The sequence below is a fragment of the Micromonospora solifontis genome, from assembly GCF_003725545.1.
Lineage (GTDB): Bacteria > Actinomycetota > Actinomycetes > Mycobacteriales > Micromonosporaceae > Micromonospora > Micromonospora solifontis.
Map to the genome: position 1 here is coordinate 97,023 of NZ_RJLN01000002.1, position 16,352 is coordinate 113,374.

Consider the following 16,352-nt stretch of genomic DNA (forward strand, 5'->3'; position numbering starts at 1 on the left):
ATCGTCGCACGTACGCCGGCCCGGACCCACCGCACGCCCTGTTCAGCGCCCGGGTGTCCCGCCGGTGGCCACCGGCCGGTCCGGGTCGGCGACCCAGTTGCTCCACGAGCCGACGTAGAGGGCGGCGTCCGGCCGGCCGGCGAGGTGCAGGGCCAGCACCGCCTGCGCGGCGGTCACCCCGGAGCCGCAGTACGCCCCGACCGGCGCGCCCTCGGCCACGCCGGCGGCGGCGAACCGCTCGCGCAGCGCCTCGGCGGCCGGGAAGCGGCCGTCGGCGACGTACTCGGGGGCGGGCAGGTTGACCGCGCCCGGCAGGTGCCCGGCGACCGGGTCGATCGGCTCGGTCTCACCCCGGTAGCGGGGCGCGGCCCGCACGTCGAGCAGCACCCCGGCGTCGGCGGCGGCCAGCCGCGCGGCGTCGGCGGCGTCGAGCACCGGCAGCGCGCCCGGTGCGACCGTGACGTCCCCCGGTACGGGGTCGGGGGCCTCGGTGGAGACGGGCAGGCCGGCGGCGCACCAGGCCGGGTAGCCGCCGTGCAGCACCCGGACCGGCCGGTGGCCGGCCCAGCGCAGCGTCCACCAGGCCCGGGCGGCGGACATGCCGTCCCCGCCGTCGTACACCACGACGGGGTGACCCGCGCGGACCCCGGCGGCGCGCAGCGCGGCCTGGAGCGCGCCCGGGTCCGGCAGCGGGTGCCGGCCGGCGGCGCCGGGGCGGCCGCACAGTTCCGTGTCCAGGTCGACGAAGACGGCGCCCGGCAGGTGGCCGGCGGCGTAGTCGTCCCGGCCGGGTGGCCCGACCAGCCGCCAGCGGACGTCGAGCAGGGTGGGCGGGTCGGCGCGGTCGAGCTCGGCGGCGAGCCGTTCGGGCTCGACGAGCAGGTCATCGGTTCCGGACATGCGGTCCAGTCAACACCATCCTGGCAGCGACCCCGCGGTTCGCCGTCCGTCGATCGTCGGGGGTCCGGGGTAGCATCGACCACCGGGAGGCCGCTGACGTGAAGCATGACCTGGTCGATACGACCGAGATGTACCTGCGCACCATCCTCGAGCTGGAGGAGGAGGGGGTGCCGCCGCTGCGCGCCCGGATCGCGGAGCGGCTCAAGCAGAGCGGTCCCACCGTCAGCCAGACCGTCGCCCGGATGGAGCGGGACGGCCTGCTCACCGTCGAGGGCGACCGCCACCTGTCGCTCACCCAGCTGGGCCGCAACACCGCCGTTTCGGTCATGCGCAAGCACCGGCTCGCCGAGCTGCTGCTGGTCAACGTGATCGGGATGCCCTACGAGGAGGCCCACGAGGAGGCCTGCCGGTGGGAGCACGTGATGAGCGACGCGGTGGAGAAGCGGGTCTACGACCTGCTCAACCGCCCGACCCGCTCGCCGTACGGCAACCCGATCCCGGGGCTGGAGGAGCTGGGCGAGCCCGGCGCGGGCGAGACCGCCCCGGAGGAGGGTGAACGCAACCTGGCCTTCCCCGGACTCTCCGGTCAGGTCGTGGTGCGCCGGATCTGCGAGAGCGTGCAGACCGACGCGGACGTGCTGCGGCAGCTGCACGCGGCGGGCGTCGACCCGGGTGCGACCGTGACCGTGGCGCAGGAGCGCGACGGCGTGTCGATCGACCGCTCCGGCGACCGGATCCGGCTGCCCCGCGAGGTCGCCTCCCGGGTGTTCGTCGCGGCCCACTGACCCGCCGGTCGTCGCGGCCCGCGGGTCCCGCTCCGCTGGTCCCGCCGGTCAGAGCTTGCGGGTGTCCACGGTCTTCGCCAGGTCGACCAGTTTCGTGGCCAGCTTGTCCGCCGCCGCCGTCGCGGTGCCCGGCGGGCAGGTCCAGCGGAGGGTGGCCAGCCGGCCCTCGCTGGCCAGCCAGCCCACCTCGGCCCCCGGGCCGGCCTTGCCGCTCTTCGGCACCGTACGCCGGTAGGCGATCTTCCCCAGCTTGCTGATCTTCTTGGCTCCCCGGGGCTGGACGTCCAGCCTGAAGTCGGACGTGTCGATCGACGTGTCCGTGACGGTGAGGGTCAGCTCCGGCAGCAGCGCCTGCTCGGCCCGGACCACGCAGGTGTGCGTGTCGCCCTTGTCCACCGCGGCGGCCACGTCGAACTTCCCACCGGTGTGTTTGGCGATCACCGCGAAGTCGAGCAGCCGGCACGCCCCGCCCGAGGAGGCCGCGGCCGGCGGCACCGGCACCGGTTCCGCCGCCGGCACCGCCACCGGCGGCCGCTCCGCCGCGCAGCCGGCGGTCAGCAGTACGGCCGATGCGAGCAGCCAGATCCGGGCGCGCACGTGGAAACCTCCGCGGTCGTCGGCGGGGTGCCCGCCGGATGTCCGTCGGACACCGTACGGGCAACCCCGCCCCCGCGAAAGCCCCGGGCCGCCCCCGCCACCGGGCCCGCCTGGATCGACCCGGATTGCGGCAGGTCGCGGCCTCCTCGCCCCCGGACACGGCGAGTTGCGGCGCTCAGTCGGTCACGTACGGGCAGTGACGGCAGCCGCGGCCGCAGCAGGTGCCGCGGCGGGCCAGGAAGCCGGCGCTGAGCACGAAGAGACCGGTCGCCGGATCCAGGTACCCGGCCTCCCCGGCGGCCAGCGCGGCGGCGTGGGCGGCCAGGACCCGCGCCCGGTCGGGGTGGTCGGGCGACAGCCGCGACGGGTGCGGCTCGGTCAACGGCCGGTCCGCCAGGGGTCGCTCGGTCACCCGGCGAGTGTAAGGAAGGGCCCCTTATTAACGTCTCCTGCATAGCAGGGGCCCCCTCCTAACACCCCGGCAGGCCCGGCTCAGCCGTGCCGGGCGAACGCCTCGGCGACCTCGGTCGGGCCCGCGCCGGCGGCCAGCAGGAGCCGCAGCAGCACCTTCGCCTTGTACGGGTCGAGCAGCCCGCCCCAGATCACCCCGCGCCGCCGCAGGTCGGTCTCCGAGCCGACCGCCCCGTACGTGTGCCGCAGCACCGAGCCGGACCCGGTCCGCGAGGTCAGCACCACCGGCATCCGCGCGGCGAGGGCCTCCAGCACCGGGGCGAACGCCGGCGGCACGTGCCCGACCCCGAAGCCGGCCACGACAAGTCCGTCACGGTCACCGGCGAGCCGGGACAGCAGCTCCGGATCGTCGTCGAGGGTGACGGTGTGCAGGGCCACCCGGGTGGCGGCCAGCCGGCCGGCGTCCACCGGCGGCAGCGCGGCGTGTCGGGGCGGCCGGGTGAGCAGGCGTACCTCTCCCTCGATCACGTGGCCGAGCGGGCCCGCGTTGGGCGAGGCGAAGGTGGCCGTACTGGTGCTGTGGGTCTTGCGGACGAACCGGGCGGCGTGGATCTCGTCGTTGAACGCGACCAGGACACCCAGGTCACGCGCGGCCGGCGCGGCGGCGACCCGGGCGGCGGCGAGCAGGTTCGCCGGGCCGTCCGGCCCGGCCAGGGTGGGGTTGCGCATGGCGCCGGTGAGCACCAGCGGCGCCGGGTGCGGCCAGACCAGGTCGGCCAGGTAGGCGGTCTCCTCCAGGGTGTCGGTGCCCTGGGTGACCACCACGCCGGTCGCCCCGCCGGCCACCGCCGCGCCTGCCGCGTCGACCAGGTCCAGGATCTGTCCGTACGTCAGGGCGGCGCTGGGCACCGCCTCGACGTCCCGGACGTCGAGCGGGATCTCGGCGAGCCCGGGTACGGCGGCGGTGAGGTCGGCGCCGGTGAGCCGGCTGACCACTCCCCCGCTGGCGCCGGCCATGGCGATGGTGCCGCCGAGGGTGAACAGGGCGACGCTCACCGCTGCTCCCCCGCGTCGGCCGGCCGGGTGGCCAGCAGGAACGCCTGCGGCCCCCGGTCGAGGACCTCCGCTTGCCGGACCAGCGTGGCGTGCACGGTGAACCCGGCGGCGGTGAGCTGCACGGCGAGCTGCTCCGGCGGCAGCCAGTACACGTCGTACTCGACCCGGTGGCCGTACGCCTCCCGCAGCCGGATCCGCTGGTCGCCGGCCTTCACGGCGACCAGCAGGTGGCCGCCGGGCGCGAGCACCCGGTGGAACCCGGCGAACACCCCGGGCAGCAGCGCGGGCGGCAGGTGGATGATCGAATACCAGGCGACCAGCCCGGCGAGGGCGCCGTCCGGCGCCGCCAGGTCGGTCATCGACCCGATCTCGAAGCGCAGCTCCGGGTACGACCGGCGGGCCACCTCGATCATCCCCGGCGACAGGTCCACGCCGGCGATGTCCAGCCCGAGCCCGTGCAGGTGCGCGGTGATCCGGCCGGTGCCGCAGCCCACCTCCAGCACCGGCCGGCCGGGCCCGACCAGCTCGGCGAAGGCGGCCAGCATGCCCCGGTCGAGGGGGCCCTCCAGCACCTCGGGGATCAGTCGGGCGTAGTCCACCGCCACGGTGTCGTAGGCGGCGCGGGTCTCGGTCAGCCAGGCCGGTTCGATCATGAACGTCGACCCTAGTCGCCGGTCGCCCCCGCCGCGCCCCGCACCCGGTCCAGGTACGCGACGAACGGCTCCGGCCGCTCGAACAGCGACCGGTGCCCGGCGCGCGGGATGACCAGGTGGTCCTTGCTCGGGGCCTGGAGCTGCGCGTACCACTCGTCGAAGAGGCGCAGCCGGCCCGGCACCTCCTGCGCACCGTCCACGAACCACGCCGGCACCCGCAGCTCCCGCACGTCCCGCCGGAAGTCGAGGTCCTGAAGCCGGGGATACAGCACGTCCCAGCCGTCGAGGAAGCCGAACAGGTGCGCCTTCTCCAGCAGGCTGTATTCCGGCACCCCCAGGTTGCCCACCACGCCGGTCTCGTCCTCGGCCGCGCCGGTGCGGTCGAACGCGAACGCGCCCGGCTCGTTGGCCAGCAGCGGCTCGTACGCCCAGATGTCCCGGTACGGCGGCGGCCCCTGGACGGCCAGCCGTTCGGCGAGGTCGGTCCGGCCGGTCCGCCGGGCCCAGGCGAGCATGTCCGCGTACTCGCTGCGGTCGGCCTCGCGCGGGCTCACCACCTGCCCGACCCCCACGTACGCGGCGAACAGCTCCGGGTGGCGCTGGACGGCGAGCAGGCCGGGGATGGTGCCGCCGGAGTGGGCGAGCAGGTGGATCCGCTCGCGGCCGAACCGCTGCCGCAGGTGCCGGGCCACCGCCAGCAGGTCGGCCACCTCGTCCGCGAGGGTCCAGTGCGCCGGGGACCGGAATCCCGACCAGGACCGGGGCCCCGCGGCACGGTCCCAGGTGACCACCACGAAGCGCCGTTCCAGGCCGGCCAGGTGCCGGCGGACCGAGCCGGTCTCCGAGCCGCCGGGCGGACCCGGCACCACCAGCAGCAGCGGCGCACCCCGGTCGGTGCCCCGGATCAGCAGCCCGAGGTCCCGGCCGGCCGAGGCGACCGTGTCGAACTCGGCGATCCCGCCCGGGATCGCGGCCGTCCGGGCCGGCACCGCCGCGCCGACGGTGACCAGGGCCAGCAGGGCGGCGAGCAGCCCGACGACGCCCCGGCCGAGCCAGCGCGGCACCGGCCGGCGCGGCGCGACGCCGGCGGCCCGGCGGGCCAGCCCCGCCCCGTACGCCGCGCCCACCAGCAGCGGCAGCAGCGAGAACAGCCCGTGCACCCCGCGCCCGGCGAGCAGGGCCACCATGCCGAAGGGCGTCAGGTGCGGCCGGTCGACGGTCGGCCCGCGCAGCCGCAGCCGGACCAGCTCCACCGCGACGGCGAAGAGCACCGGCGCGGCGAGCATCGCCCACCGGGAGCGGCTCAGCCGGCCGGCCGCGAGCCCGACGGCGAGGCTGATCCCGATCGAGGCGAGCGCCGTGCCGACGGTGCCCGGGCCACGCGGGGTGCACCACCCGGCGACCAGCCCCCAGGCCGGCGGGAGCAGCAGAGCGAGGGCGCTGGGCACGGTCGGGCGAGGAACCGGATAAGCGATCTCCCGTCGTCTCGGAGAATGTCCACATTAGGCCGCACGTCACCTCTGCGTGGTCCCGTCATCACGGGTGGTGCGGAGAAGCTGGCCCATCGGTCGGGTCAGTCGGCGGACGTGCCGTCGCCCGAGGCGGCCTTCGTGGCCCCGCCACCGAGCAACACCAGGAGGATGATCCCGCCGACGATCCACGGCACGTAGTCCGTCTTCTCGACGTCCCGCTTCTCCACCCAGGTACGGACCTGCACCTGGAGGCTGACCCGGTCCCCGTCGCGGAGCTTCCGTCGCACGGTGAGCAGGCTGCGCCGCCCGTCGTCCGTCAGCACGCAGTACCGGTCCCCGACAGCAAGGGCCTGGTACGCCAGGGTCTCGCTGATGTAGTCGGTGTTCGCCGCGCACATCGCGAACGTGGCGGGAGCGTCCTTCTGCACCGCGGCGATCTGGACCCCGGCCGTGGGGTTGCGGACCAGACCCTCCCCGTCGTTGCCGATGTCCCCGCCGGTCGAGCCGAGCAACTCGGCCACGTCCCAGTCCGGGCAGAGCGAGTCGAGGTCAGCGTAGTAGCCCCGGGACAGGATCAGGAGGCCGTCGTGGCGGACCATCTCGGTGGTGGCGCTGACGGTCGGCGACGCGCCCGCGACAGCCGGCGACGCACAGCGCTCGAGCAGTGCGGACGCCGTGCCGGTGGACTCGGGAACGGCCCCGGGGGTGGGGCTGTCCGGGGCACTGGCGGTGGGGCCGGGGGTGGGGCCACCGGCCTCGGGTTCGCCGCCTCCGGCCAGCCCGACCAGGATCACGACGAGCAGCCCGACACCCACCGTCGCGGCGGCGGCCAGCACGCTGGGTCGCTTGAGCAGCGCCGGCTGCGGGTGTGCCGGCTCCGCCGCGTCCCCCGGCGATCTGCGTCGGGCCATCTCCATGAGGGTCACCACCAGGGCCCCCAGCCCGACCAGCATGCCGACCACGCTGGCCGCCTTGTCGGCCCGGTCGAGCGACGCGCCGCTCATCAGGACGGCGAGCAGGATCCAGCCGACCAGCACGCCGACCACCAACGCCGCCAAGGGGTTCGTTCTCCACGGCAGCTTCGGTGGCCACGCCATGCCGGCATGATGACAGGTCGACACCACCGGCCGCCGTCCCGAGATCTTCATCCGGTCTCGGGAAGAATTTTCCGGGACCGTTGTCGAATCCGGCCGGCCCCGCCCGTCGGGATGGCAAGACGGTGAAACACCGAACAGAGGAGATTCCGATGGCCCAGTACGCAGTCCTGATCTACTCCCCCGCGCCGGCCGACCCGATGGAGATCACGCCCGACTACCTGGCGCTGCTCGACCGGTACCCGGCCCAGGTCGAGGAGCTGGGCGGGAAGATCGTCACCGGGTTCGCGCTGCAGCCCAGCACGACGGCCACGGCGATCCGGGGCGACCTGGTGACCGACGGCCCGTTCATCGAGGCGAAGGAGGTCGTGGCCGGCTTCTTCATCCTGGAGGCCCCCGACCTGGACGTCGCCCTGAAGATCGCCAAGCTGAACCCGGCCACCATCGACGGCGGGGTCGAGGTCCGGCCGCTCTTCACGCCCCCGGCCGAGTGAGCGACGCCGGTACGGCCGCGGCGGAACGCGCCGTGGCGGACGCGCACCGTCGCGAGTGGGCCTTCGTGCTCGCCGCGACGGCGCGCGTCGCCGGTGACCTCGACGTGGCCGAGGAATGCGTGCAGGACGCCTACCTGGCCGCGCTGGCGGCGTGGGCGCGGGACGGCGTACCCGACAAGCCCGGCGCGTGGCTGACCGCCACCGCGAAGCGGAAGGCCCTCGACGTGCTGCGCCGGGACAAGGTGTTCCGGTCGAAGATGCCGCTGCTGGTGGAGCCGGCGGAGGCCGAGGAGCCGGTGGAACCCGGGGAGGACGCGGTGCCCGACGACCGACTACGACTGGTGTTCACCTGCTGCCACCCGGCGCTGGCCCGGGAGGCCCAGGTGGCGCTCACCCTGCGCCTGGTCTGCGGGGTGAGCACCGGCGACATCGCCCGGGCCTTCCTGGTGTCCGAGACCACGATGGCCGCCCGGGTCACCCGGGCCAAGAAGAAGATCGCCGCGGCGCGGATCCCGTACCGGGTGCCGGAGGCCGCCGAACTGCCGGAGCGACTGGACGCGGTGCTGACCGTGATCCACCTGCTCTTCACCACCGGGCACACCGCGCCGACCGGCGCCGACCTGGTCCGCGCCGACCTGGTGGCCCGGGCCGTGCACCTGACCCGGATGCTGCTGGCGCTGATGCCCGACGAACCGGAGGTACGCGGCCTGCTCGCGCTGCTGCTGCTCACCGACGCCCGCCGGGCCACCCGCACCGACGGCTCGGGCCGGCTGCTCACCCTGGAGCAGCAGGACCGCTCGGCGTGGGACCGGACGGCCATCGCCGAGGGCAACGACCTGGTGCTGGGCGCGTTCCGCACCGGCCGGGTCGGCCGGTACGCGCTCCAGGCCGCCATCGCCTCGCTGCACGCCGTCGCGCCCAGCTACGCCGCGACCGACTGGCCGCAGATCGTCCGCCTCTACGACGAACTGCTGAAGCGCTGGCCGTCCCCGGTGGTCGCGCTGAACCGCGCCGTGGCGATGTCCATGGTCGACGGCCCGGCCGCGGCGCTCGCGGAGCTGGACGCCCTGGCCGGCGATCCGCGGCTGGCCGGGTACCACTACCTACCGGCGATCCGCGCCGACCTGCTCCGCCGGCTCGACCGGCGGGCGGAGGCGGCGCAGGCGTACCGGGAGGCGCTCGCCCTGGTGGACAACGACGCCGAACGGGCCTTCCTCACCGGCCGCCTCGCGGACGTCGGCCCCGCCCACCGGAACGACGACGTCACGGTCGACCGGGCGGGGTCGGACCGAACCAGGTGATCGCCTGACCGTGGCCCCTGGTCCAGGCCAGCGGCGTCCCGTCCAGCGCGAGCACGTTGTGATGGGCGTCGCTCGGCGGGCTCGACAGGTCGTCGTAGCCCAGCACGTCCGGTGCCTCGTTCGCGATCCAGTACCCGGGCAGTGCGCGGACGACCTCGGCGAACGCGTGCCGCCGGGGCTCCGGCACCAGGTAGAGCACCGAGGTGTGGAAGACCACCAGGGTCGCGCCGGCCGGTGCCCGGGCGGCCAGCGCCGGCAGGTCGTCCACCAGGTCGCCCCGGACCAGCAGCGGCGGGTCGGCGGCGGCGACCCGCACCGCCGCCCGCAGCCGGTCCCGGCGGTGCGCGTGCTCCGGCCAGATGAGGGCGTCCAGCCACGCGACGTCGGCCGGGTCGGTCACGTCGAGCGGGTTCAGGTCGAGGCCGGCCCGCCACACCACCTCGGGCCGGCGATCCGGGGGTGCGGTACCGGTGATCTCGCAGTCGAGGACCGGCGTGCCCGTGCCGAGCCGGCGGTCCCCGTAGCGGTAGGCGTACCGGTCGGGGTAGAGGCAGAGGCCGGCGGAGGCGCCCACCTCCAGCAGCGCGAGCGGCTGGGGCAGCGACGCCAGCACCGGCAGGAGTACGGCGCACCGTCCCGCCTCGTTCGTCTGGGTCGCCCGGGTGAGGATCTCCATCCGGATCGCCGGCCAGTTCGCCATCGTGTACTCGTGGAAGGCGGCCGGGTCCTCGACCGGACCGCCGAGCAGGCGGACCACGGCGAAGAGCAGGTTCGGCTGCCGCCTGGCCGGCGGCAGCGCGTCGAGCAGGGCGAGCAGCTCGTCGTCGCGGGACACCGCCAGCGCCAGGCGCTCGTACGCGGGCGACACGCCGCGCGCCTCACGGGTGGCGAACCGGGCGTACCTGTCCGCGGTGGTCATCGTTCAGCCGCTCCGTTTCCTGGGTTGAGCTGTCGCGCGCGGGCCACGGTCCGGCGGGCGTCCCGCCATGCGATCAGGGCGGTCCGTAGCCGGGGCGAGGCGACCCGTTCCCCCCGCCGCCGCGCGCTCAACTGGTCGATCAGCCAGGCGGGGGCGGCGGCCTCCCGGACGGCTGCGGTCTTGGTGAGCAGCGCGCCGGTGCCGAGCGCGTGGCGGCCCCGGGCCATCGAGGTGAGCCCCAGATCGGCCAGCGCCGGGTCCAGCCACAGCCACGGACGCCGAGCCGCCCACGCCCAGTAGCCGGTGAGTTCGGCACGGGCCGCCGCCCGGATGTCGTCGTCGTCCATCGGTGGCAGGACGTCGCGCGGCGCCCGGCCGAAGATCGCGTACCCGTGCCGGACCAGCTCGGCCCGGGTGACCCCGGAGAGGATGCGCCGGACGAGCTGCCCGTGGGTCCAGGTCGGATGCCGCACCTGGACGTCGGGAACGGTCGCGGCGTCCACGTAGACGCAGCCAAGGCTGGCGCCGGAGCCGACCCCGTCGTCGAGGCGACGGTGCAGGGTGGCGAGGGTGGCCTGCCGGGCGGCGTCGACCGGGCCGTCGGTCAGCGCGACCAGGTCGAGGTCGCTGACGCCGGGGATGTGGTCGCCGGTGGCCAACGACCCCGCGACCAGCAGATCGGTGACCCAGCCGAGTGCACCGACGTCCCTGGCGAACTCGTCGACGACCGGCAGTGACACGTCAGCAGTCTATGAACTCCGCCGCGGCTTCCGGCAACGGGAGATCGCCTCCAGGTGCTGGCGCTGGCGCTGGTGCTGCCGGCGCTCACCGGACCCACCCCAGGAACCGGTGGTGCAGCAGCCCGGCGGGCACCCAGGTCAGGTCCTCGGCCGCCCACACGAGGTAGGACCCCATGTAGAGGGCCAGCGAGACCGGCGCGCCCTCGAACTCCGCCCGCAACTCCGCCCGCCGGGTCGCGCACGGCCACGGGCCGCCACATCCGCCGCAACTCCACAGCGGCAGGACCGGGCCGTGCGTCGTCACGGCAGGCCGTCCAGGAAGCGCCGGGTGGCGACGCGAGCATGCCAGCGGGAGGCCCATTCCGCCTGAGAGCAGGGGTACGGAGCCAGCCGCGCCCACCACCACCGGCAGCCGGCGCAGAGGCCGTCGACGCCGGGCAGGTGCACGGACAGGATCTGCTGGACCTGGTGCTCGGTCACGGCTGCTGCTCCTCCCCCGGCCAGTGGCCACGTCGGATCGGGATGCGGTGCCGGGCGCGGCAGGGCAGCTCAGCGCCACACCGGCAGGTCCGCCGCCAGCGCCGCCACGACCACACCGGACGGTGCCGGCGGGCCAGTGTCAGCGCGACCGCCAGCAGGTAGTCGTCGTACGACACGCGCCGGCCCACGCCGCCTCCCCAAATTTGGACTCCTATTTTGGAAGCCCAATCAGAGTAAAAGTTGGACTCCTGTTTTGGGAACCTCACTGCGGCGTGTCGCGGCATTACCGGACGACCGGGCCATAATCAGCCGATGGTCAACCCGACGATCCAGCGACGGCGACTCGGGCTCGCTCTCAAGCGCGCCCGCGAGAGCGCCGGCAAGACCCAGGACGAAGCCGCCGCCGTCATCGATGCCGCAGCTAGCAAGATCAGCCGTCTTGAGCTGGGACAGTCGGGGATCAAGCTGACCGACCTGAATCTGCTACTCGATCTGTACGGCGTCAGGGGCGAAGAGGCGGAACCGCTGCGCGAACTCGCCCGCGCCGGACGGCAACGCGGCCGATGGAGCACGTACCGCAATGCGGTGCCCGACTGGTTCCGCCAGTACCTCGACCTGGAGGGCGATGCGTCCGAGATCCGTTGGTACCAGCCGGAGGTGATCCCCGGCATCCTCCAGATCGAGCCATACATCCGCGCGATGAACACCACTGCGCATCCCCGGCCCACCGCCGAGGACGTGGACCGACAGGTTGCCGTCCGCCTGGAACGGCAAGCGATCCTGCAACAGGACGGCGGGCCGGACTTGAGCTTCATCCTCAGCGAATCGGCGCTGCGACGAAACATCGGCGACGCAGCGACCATGCGCGGCCAACTGGTGCACCTTGCTGAGATCGGCAGGCAGCCGAACGTCACCATCCAGGTCTTCCCATTCGACGCCCAGACCTACGAGACGGCGTCCTTCAACTTCATCATCCTGCGGTTCGGCGACGACGCAGCCTCCGACGTCATCTACGTCGAGACGTTCACCGACGCCGATTATCTTGACCGGCCGGACGCGGTGCGGGCCTACACTCGGCTGTGGGACCGACTTCGGGCAGCCGCTCTGGGGCCGGTAGAGTCGCGCAAGCTCATCCAGCGGATGGCGGACGACATGAAGCGGTGACAGACCTGGGGGTGGTCATGGAGACCTCGGATCGCCTGGTCTGGCGTAAGTCCAGCCGCAGCGACAATAACGGCGGCGCGTGCGTCGAGATGGCCACTGTGAACGAGGGCGTCCTGATCCGCGACAGCAAAGATCCGGAAGGACCGGTTCTCCGCTTCGGACGCCAGCACTGGCAGGCATTTCTCACGAGGTTTGCTGAACAGTCCAGGTAAGCGTGTTCACCCGCCCGCAAGGTCGAGGGCAACGCTGACCGGCACGGGCGGCTGAGTCGTTCACGACATCAAGTTCGTAGCCTCTGCGTACCGCGTCGGCTGATCCCGTACCGGGGACGCCTGAGTCGTTTCTGACGTCAGCTCGACAGGCGGCGAAACACCCCACCCTCCCGCCAGCGTGCCGGCGTGCGGCGGGCCGGGCCGTCGCCGGTTCGCCGAAATGGCGGTGTCGAGGGCACGGGGATACCGCCACCTCGGCGAACCGGAGGCATGAACGCCGCGAGCGCGGCAGGGGATCCCCTGCCGCGCTCACGGAACGGACCAGCGTCAGCTGCAGCCGCTGGTGGAGCCGCAGCCCTCGCAGACGTAGCAGCTGCCGGCGGGCCGCATCTTCGTACCGCAGGTGAAGCAGAGCGGCGCGTCGGCGGCCTTGCCGATCACGGCCTCCAGCAGCTCGGTGCTGGAGCCGACCGACGGCGCCGGCTTCACGGCGGCCACGTCGGCCATCTCCTGCGCCGGCTGGGCGACCGCGGCCTTCGGCTCCGCCGGCGTCTCGACCGGGGCGGAGGCGGCCATCGCGGTGAGGTCCGCACCGTTCGCCTCCGCCTCCGCCTCGGCCTGGAGCTGGGCGGCCCGCTCCTTGGCGGTGAAGATGCCCAGCTCCGCGCGGCGCTCGTACGGCAGGAAGTCCAGGGCCAGGCGACGGAAGATGTAGTCCATCACCGAGGCCGCCATCCGCACGTCCGGGTCGTCGGTCATGCCGGCCGGCTCGAAGCGCATGTTGGTGAACTTGCTGACGTACGTCTCCAGCGGGACGCCGTACTGGAGACCGATGGAGATGGCCACCGAGAAGGCGTCCATCACGCCGGCCAGGGTCGAGCCCTGCTTCGACATCTTGAGGAAGACCTCGCCCAGGCCGTCGTCCGGGTACGACGAGGCGGTGAGGTAGCCCTCGGCGCCGCCGACCGAGAAGGAGATGGTCTGCGACGGCCGCTTCTTCGGCAGCCGCTTGCGCACCGGCCGGTACTCGACGACCTTCTCCACGACCTTCTCGACCTCGGCGGCCGGCGCCGGCTCCGCGGCCTTGTTCTTCTTGGCGGCCGACAGGGGCTGGCCCACCTTGCAGTTGTCCCGGTAGATCGCCAGCGCCTTCAGGCCGAGCTTCCAGCCCTCGAAGTAGATCTTCTCGACGTCCTCGACGGTCGCCTGCTCCGGCATGTTCACCGTCTTGGAGATGGCGCCGGAGATGAACGGCTGGACGGCCGCCATCATCCGCACGTGACCCATCGGCGCGATCGACCGCTCGCCCATGGCGCAGTCGAAGACCGGATAGTGCTCCGGCTTCAGGCCGGGGGCGTCCACCACGTGGCCGTGGTCGGCGATGTGCTCGACGATCGCCTCGACCTGCTCCTCGGGGTAACCGAGGCTGCGCAGGGCGCGCGGCACGGTCTGGTTGACGATCTGCATCGAGCCGCCGCCGACCAGCTTCTTGAACTTGACCAGGGCCAGGTCCGGCTCGACACCGGTGGTGTCGCAGTCCATCATCAGGCCGATGGTGCCGGTCGGGGCCAGCACGCTGGCCTGCGAGTTCCGCCAGCCGTTCTTGTCACCGACCTTGTTGCCCAGGGTCCACTGCTTCGTCGCCTCGCGCTGGACGGCGGTGGCCACGGTGCCGGTCGGCTTGATGGCGTCGTTGGCGGCGGCGTGCTTCCGCATGACCCGCTTGTGCGCCTCGGCGTTGCGGGCGTAGCCGTCGTACGCGCCGACGATGCCGGCCAGCTCGGCCGAGCGGCGGTACGCCGTGCCGGTCATCAGCGAGGTGATCGCCGCGGCGACCTCCCGCCCCTGCTCCGAGTCGTACGGCAGGCCGGAGGCCATCAGCAGCGCGCCGAGGTTGGCGTACCCGATGCCGAGCTGCCGGTAGGCGCGGGTGGTCGCACCGATCTTCTCGGTCGGGAAGTCGGCGAAGCAGATCGAGATGTCCATCGCGGTGATGACGAACTCGACCGACTTGACGAACTTCTCCACCTCGAAGGTGCCGTCGGCGCGCATGAACTTCATCAGGTTCAGCGAGGCCAGGTTGCACGAGGAGTTGTCCAGGTGCAGGTACTCCGAGCACGGGTTCGACGCGGTGATCCGCCCGGTCTCCGGGCAGGTGTGCCAGTCGTTGATGGTGTCGTCGTACTGCAGGCCGGGGTCGGCGCACTCCCAGGCCGCCTGAGCGATGGTGCGGAACAGCTTCTTCGCGTCGATCGTCTCGATGGTCTGCCCGTCGAGCCGGCCGCGCAGGTCGAAACCGCCGCCGTTCTCCACCGCGGTCATGAACTCGTCGGAGACCCGGACCGAGTTGTTGGCGTTCTGGTACTGCACGCTGACGATGTCGGCGCCGCCCAGGTCCATGTCGAAGCCGGCGTCCCGCAGCGCGCGGATCTTGTCCTCCTCGCGCGCCTTCGTCGCCACGAACTCCTCGATGTCCGGGTGGTCGACGTCGAGGATGACCATCTTGGCCGCCCGCCGGGTGGCGCCACCGGACTTGATGGTGCCGGCCGAGGCGTCCGCGCCGCGCATGAAGCTCACCGGGCCGGAGGCGGTGCCGCCGGAGGAGAGCAGCTCCTTCGAGGAGCGGATGCGGGAGAGGTTGACGCCGGCGCCCGAGCCGCCCTGGAAGATCCGCCCCTCCTCCTTGTACCAGTCGAGGATGGAGTCCATCGAGTCGTCGACGGACAGGATGAAGCAGGCGCTGACCTGCTGCGGCGACGGCGTGCCGACGTTGAACCAGACCGGCGAGTTGAAGCTGAACACCTGGTGCAGCAGCATCCAGGTCAGCTCGTGCGCGAACACCTCGGCGTCGGCCGGGGACGCGAAGTAGCCGTACTCCTCACCGGCGGTGCGGTAGGTGTCGACCACCCGGTCGATGAGCTGCTTGAGCGACCACTCCCGCTGCGGGGTCCCCACCGCGCCCCGGAAGTACTTGGTGGTCACGATGTTGGCCGCGTTGACGGACCAGGACTCGGGGAACTCCACCCCGCGCTGCTCGAAGTTGATCGAGCCGTCCCGCCAGTTCGTCATCACGACGTCGCGGCGCTCCCAGGTGACCTCGTCGTAGGGATGCACCCCCTCGGTCGTCCAGACGCGCTCGATCTTCAGCCCCGCCCCGGCCTTGTTCCGTGACTTGCTGGTCGTCACGCCCTCGCCCCCCTCGTCGGCGCGGTCACCCACCGCGCCTCGTCAACTGTCAGAAATCTGAAAAACTCAACTGGTCGCGCCGGCGACCTCGGCCGCCTCGGCGCCGGCGCCCTCCCGGGCGCGTGCGGCGGCCCGCAGCGTCTCGATCTCGCGCTCGAAGTCGGCGAGCGAGTCGAAGGACCGGTAGACGCTGGCGAAGCGCAGGTAGGCCACCTCGTCCAGGTCGCGCAGCGGCCCGAGGATGGCCAGCCCGACCTCGTGGCTGGGGATCTCGGCGGCCCCCTTGGCGCGTACGGTCTCCTCGACCTTCTGCGCCAGCAGCGCGATCGAGTCGTCGTCGACCGGCCGGCCCTGGCACGCCTTGCGCACCCCGCCGATGATCTTCGTACGGCTGAACGGCTCGGTGACCCCGCTGCGCTTGACCACCGCGAGCACCGCCTCCTCGACGGTGGTGAACCGCTTGCCGCACTCCGGGCAGGACCGCCGCCGCCGGATGAGCTGGCCGTCGTCGGCCTCCCGCGAGTCGACCACCCGGGAGTCGGCGTGCCGGCAGTACGGACACCGCATCGCCTTTCCTCCTTCATCGACCGCGGGCACACCGACCGGCTCCCGGGCACACGTCACCGCGACGGAGCCATCCCTCGATGACTGACGCCGGCTGGACGGGTACGGGAGTGCGTTCGGTAGTTGAACCCAACCTGTGGGCGACTTACGCCCGTGTGACTACTACATCTAGGGGTTGACCGTATGCCGTCCCACTAGCGCGGTCAAGTTCAACGGCGTGTCCGGCGAGTCGTCAGCATCACTCACCCAACGGGCGGTCCGTCCGGCGGTCACGCGACACGCCGATAGAACATCCGTACGAGGGCGACGTACCATTTATCAGAA

At 72.9% G+C, this 16,352-nt stretch carries 19 protein-coding genes; 5 read left to right on the forward strand and 14 right to left on the reverse strand.

The features are described from left to right. Positions 1–42: 42 nt before the first annotated feature. Complete coding sequence (locus tag EFE23_RS01300) at positions 43–900, reverse strand: sulfurtransferase (RefSeq protein WP_123238998.1); 858 nt, start codon at positions 898–900, stop codon at positions 43–45. 98 nt (positions 901–998) lie between these two features. Between EFE23_RS01300 and EFE23_RS01305 the strand changes: the two genes are divergently transcribed. Next, entirely contained in the window at positions 999–1,685 is a 687-nt protein-coding gene (locus tag EFE23_RS01305; RefSeq protein WP_123238999.1) for an iron-dependent transcriptional repressor DtxR, read from the forward strand. Between the two features lie 48 nt (positions 1,686–1,733). Here the strand turns inward: EFE23_RS01305 and EFE23_RS01310 are convergent, their stop codons facing one another. The 6 genes from EFE23_RS01310 to EFE23_RS01335 all read right to left on the reverse strand — a co-directional run bounded on the left by EFE23_RS01310 (position 1,734) and on the right by EFE23_RS01335 (position 6,971). After that, on the reverse strand, positions 1,734–2,282 hold the full coding sequence (locus EFE23_RS01310; RefSeq protein ID WP_123239000.1) for a hypothetical protein: 549 nt from the start codon (positions 2,280–2,282) through the stop codon (positions 1,734–1,736). A 175-nt stretch (positions 2,283–2,457) separates the two neighbouring features. Beyond that, positions 2,458–2,694, reverse strand: a complete 237-nt coding sequence (locus tag EFE23_RS01315) for a DUF5522 domain-containing protein (protein ID WP_233600812.1) — start codon at positions 2,692–2,694, stop codon at positions 2,458–2,460. An 80-nt stretch (positions 2,695–2,774) separates the two neighbouring features. Then, the gene (locus EFE23_RS01320) at positions 2,775–3,749 is read right to left on the reverse strand and encodes an asparaginase (protein WP_123239001.1); all 975 of its coding nucleotides are present in this window, start codon (positions 3,747–3,749) and stop codon (positions 2,775–2,777) included. After that, positions 3,746–4,402: a class I SAM-dependent DNA methyltransferase gene (locus tag EFE23_RS01325; RefSeq protein ID WP_123239002.1), complete on the reverse strand. Its 657-nt coding sequence runs from the start codon at positions 4,400–4,402 to the stop codon at positions 3,746–3,748. The genes EFE23_RS01320 and EFE23_RS01325 overlap by 4 nt, the downstream gene beginning before the upstream one ends. An 11-nt stretch (positions 4,403–4,413) precedes the next feature. Then, entirely contained in the window at positions 4,414–5,850 is a 1,437-nt protein-coding gene (locus EFE23_RS01330; protein WP_123239003.1) for an alpha/beta hydrolase, read from the reverse strand. 125 nt (positions 5,851–5,975) lie between these two features. Next, entirely contained in the window at positions 5,976–6,971 is a 996-nt protein-coding gene (locus EFE23_RS01335; RefSeq protein WP_148058397.1) for a hypothetical protein, read from the reverse strand. Positions 6,972–7,120: 149 nt separating this feature from the next. Here EFE23_RS01335 and EFE23_RS01340 point away from each other — a divergent pair, with 149 nt between their 5' ends. Beyond that, the gene (locus tag EFE23_RS01340) at positions 7,121–7,462 is read left to right on the forward strand and encodes a YciI family protein (protein ID WP_123239005.1); all 342 of its coding nucleotides are present in this window, start codon (positions 7,121–7,123) and stop codon (positions 7,460–7,462) included. 32 nt (positions 7,463–7,494) lie between these two features. After that, positions 7,495–8,763, forward strand: coding sequence for an RNA polymerase sigma factor (locus tag EFE23_RS01345; protein WP_373683950.1), 1,269 nt, complete (start codon positions 7,495–7,497; stop codon positions 8,761–8,763). On the opposite strand, the gene EFE23_RS01350 is transcribed toward EFE23_RS01345, so the two are convergent. The 5 genes from EFE23_RS01350 to EFE23_RS01370 form a co-directional block, all read right to left on the reverse strand. Continuing rightward, positions 8,726–9,682 (reverse strand): DUF2332 domain-containing protein, encoded by a 957-nt coding sequence (locus EFE23_RS01350; RefSeq protein WP_123239007.1) that lies wholly within the window; start codon positions 9,680–9,682, stop codon positions 8,726–8,728. The genes EFE23_RS01345 and EFE23_RS01350 overlap by 38 nt on opposite strands. Beyond that, positions 9,679–10,416 (reverse strand): nucleotidyltransferase domain-containing protein, encoded by a 738-nt coding sequence (locus EFE23_RS01355; RefSeq protein WP_123239055.1) that lies wholly within the window; start codon positions 10,414–10,416, stop codon positions 9,679–9,681. Before EFE23_RS01355 ends, EFE23_RS01350 begins: the two co-directional genes overlap by 4 nt. Before the next feature lie 91 nt (positions 10,417–10,507). After that, positions 10,508–10,726, reverse strand: coding sequence for a hypothetical protein (locus EFE23_RS01360; protein WP_123239008.1), 219 nt, complete (start codon positions 10,724–10,726; stop codon positions 10,508–10,510). After that, complete coding sequence (locus EFE23_RS01365; protein ID WP_123239009.1) at positions 10,723–10,902, reverse strand: hypothetical protein; 180 nt, start codon at positions 10,900–10,902, stop codon at positions 10,723–10,725. Before EFE23_RS01365 ends, EFE23_RS01360 begins: the two co-directional genes overlap by 4 nt. Then, positions 10,899–11,090 carry a hypothetical protein gene (locus tag EFE23_RS01370; protein WP_123239010.1) on the reverse strand — a complete coding sequence of 64 codons (192 nt, stop codon included), beginning with the start codon at positions 11,088–11,090 and terminating at the stop codon, positions 10,899–10,901. The genes EFE23_RS01365 and EFE23_RS01370 overlap by 4 nt, the downstream gene beginning before the upstream one ends. 124 nt (positions 11,091–11,214) lie before the next feature. Between EFE23_RS01370 and EFE23_RS01375 the strand changes: the two genes are divergently transcribed. Beyond that, the gene (locus tag EFE23_RS01375) at positions 11,215–12,066 is read left to right on the forward strand and encodes a DUF5753 domain-containing protein (RefSeq protein ID WP_123239011.1); all 852 of its coding nucleotides are present in this window, start codon (positions 11,215–11,217) and stop codon (positions 12,064–12,066) included. Between the two features lie 17 nt (positions 12,067–12,083). Further along, positions 12,084–12,278: a DUF397 domain-containing protein gene (locus tag EFE23_RS01380; RefSeq protein ID WP_123239056.1), complete on the forward strand. Its 195-nt coding sequence runs from the start codon at positions 12,084–12,086 to the stop codon at positions 12,276–12,278. Positions 12,279–12,605: 327 nt separating this feature from the next. Here EFE23_RS01380 and EFE23_RS01385 read toward each other — a convergent pair whose 3' ends face one another. Continuing rightward, positions 12,606–15,497, reverse strand: coding sequence for a vitamin B12-dependent ribonucleotide reductase (locus EFE23_RS01385; RefSeq protein ID WP_123239012.1), 2,892 nt, complete (start codon positions 15,495–15,497; stop codon positions 12,606–12,608). Positions 15,498–15,530: 33 nt separating this feature from the next. Then, positions 15,531–16,031 (reverse strand): transcriptional regulator NrdR, encoded by a 501-nt coding sequence (gene nrdR, locus EFE23_RS01390; RefSeq protein WP_123239013.1) that lies wholly within the window; start codon positions 16,029–16,031, stop codon positions 15,531–15,533. Positions 16,032–16,352: the final 321 nt, after the last annotated feature.

Excerpts from the sequence above, each read along its gene's own strand:
- EFE23_RS01300 (WP_123238998.1), bottom strand. The coding sequence starts at position 900 with ATGTCCGGAACCGATGACCTGCTCGTCGAGCCCGAACGGCTCGCCGCC.
- EFE23_RS01325 (WP_123239002.1), bottom strand. The coding sequence starts at position 4,402 with ATGATCGAACCGGCCTGGCTGACCGAGACCCGCGCCGCCTACGACACC.
- EFE23_RS01335 (WP_148058397.1), bottom strand. The coding sequence starts at position 6,971 with ATGGCGTGGCCACCGAAGCTGCCGTGGAGAACGAACCCCTTGGCGGCG.
- EFE23_RS01340 (WP_123239005.1), top strand. The coding sequence starts at position 7,121 with ATGGCCCAGTACGCAGTCCTGATCTACTCCCCCGCGCCGGCCGACCCG.
- EFE23_RS01350 (WP_123239007.1), bottom strand. The coding sequence starts at position 9,682 with ATGACCACCGCGGACAGGTACGCCCGGTTCGCCACCCGTGAGGCGCGC.
- EFE23_RS01375 (WP_123239011.1), top strand. The coding sequence starts at position 11,215 with ATGGTCAACCCGACGATCCAGCGACGGCGACTCGGGCTCGCTCTCAAG.
- EFE23_RS01380 (WP_123239056.1), top strand. The coding sequence starts at position 12,084 with ATGGAGACCTCGGATCGCCTGGTCTGGCGTAAGTCCAGCCGCAGCGAC.
- nrdR (WP_123239013.1), bottom strand. The coding sequence starts at position 16,031 with ATGCGGTGTCCGTACTGCCGGCACGCCGACTCCCGGGTGGTCGACTCG.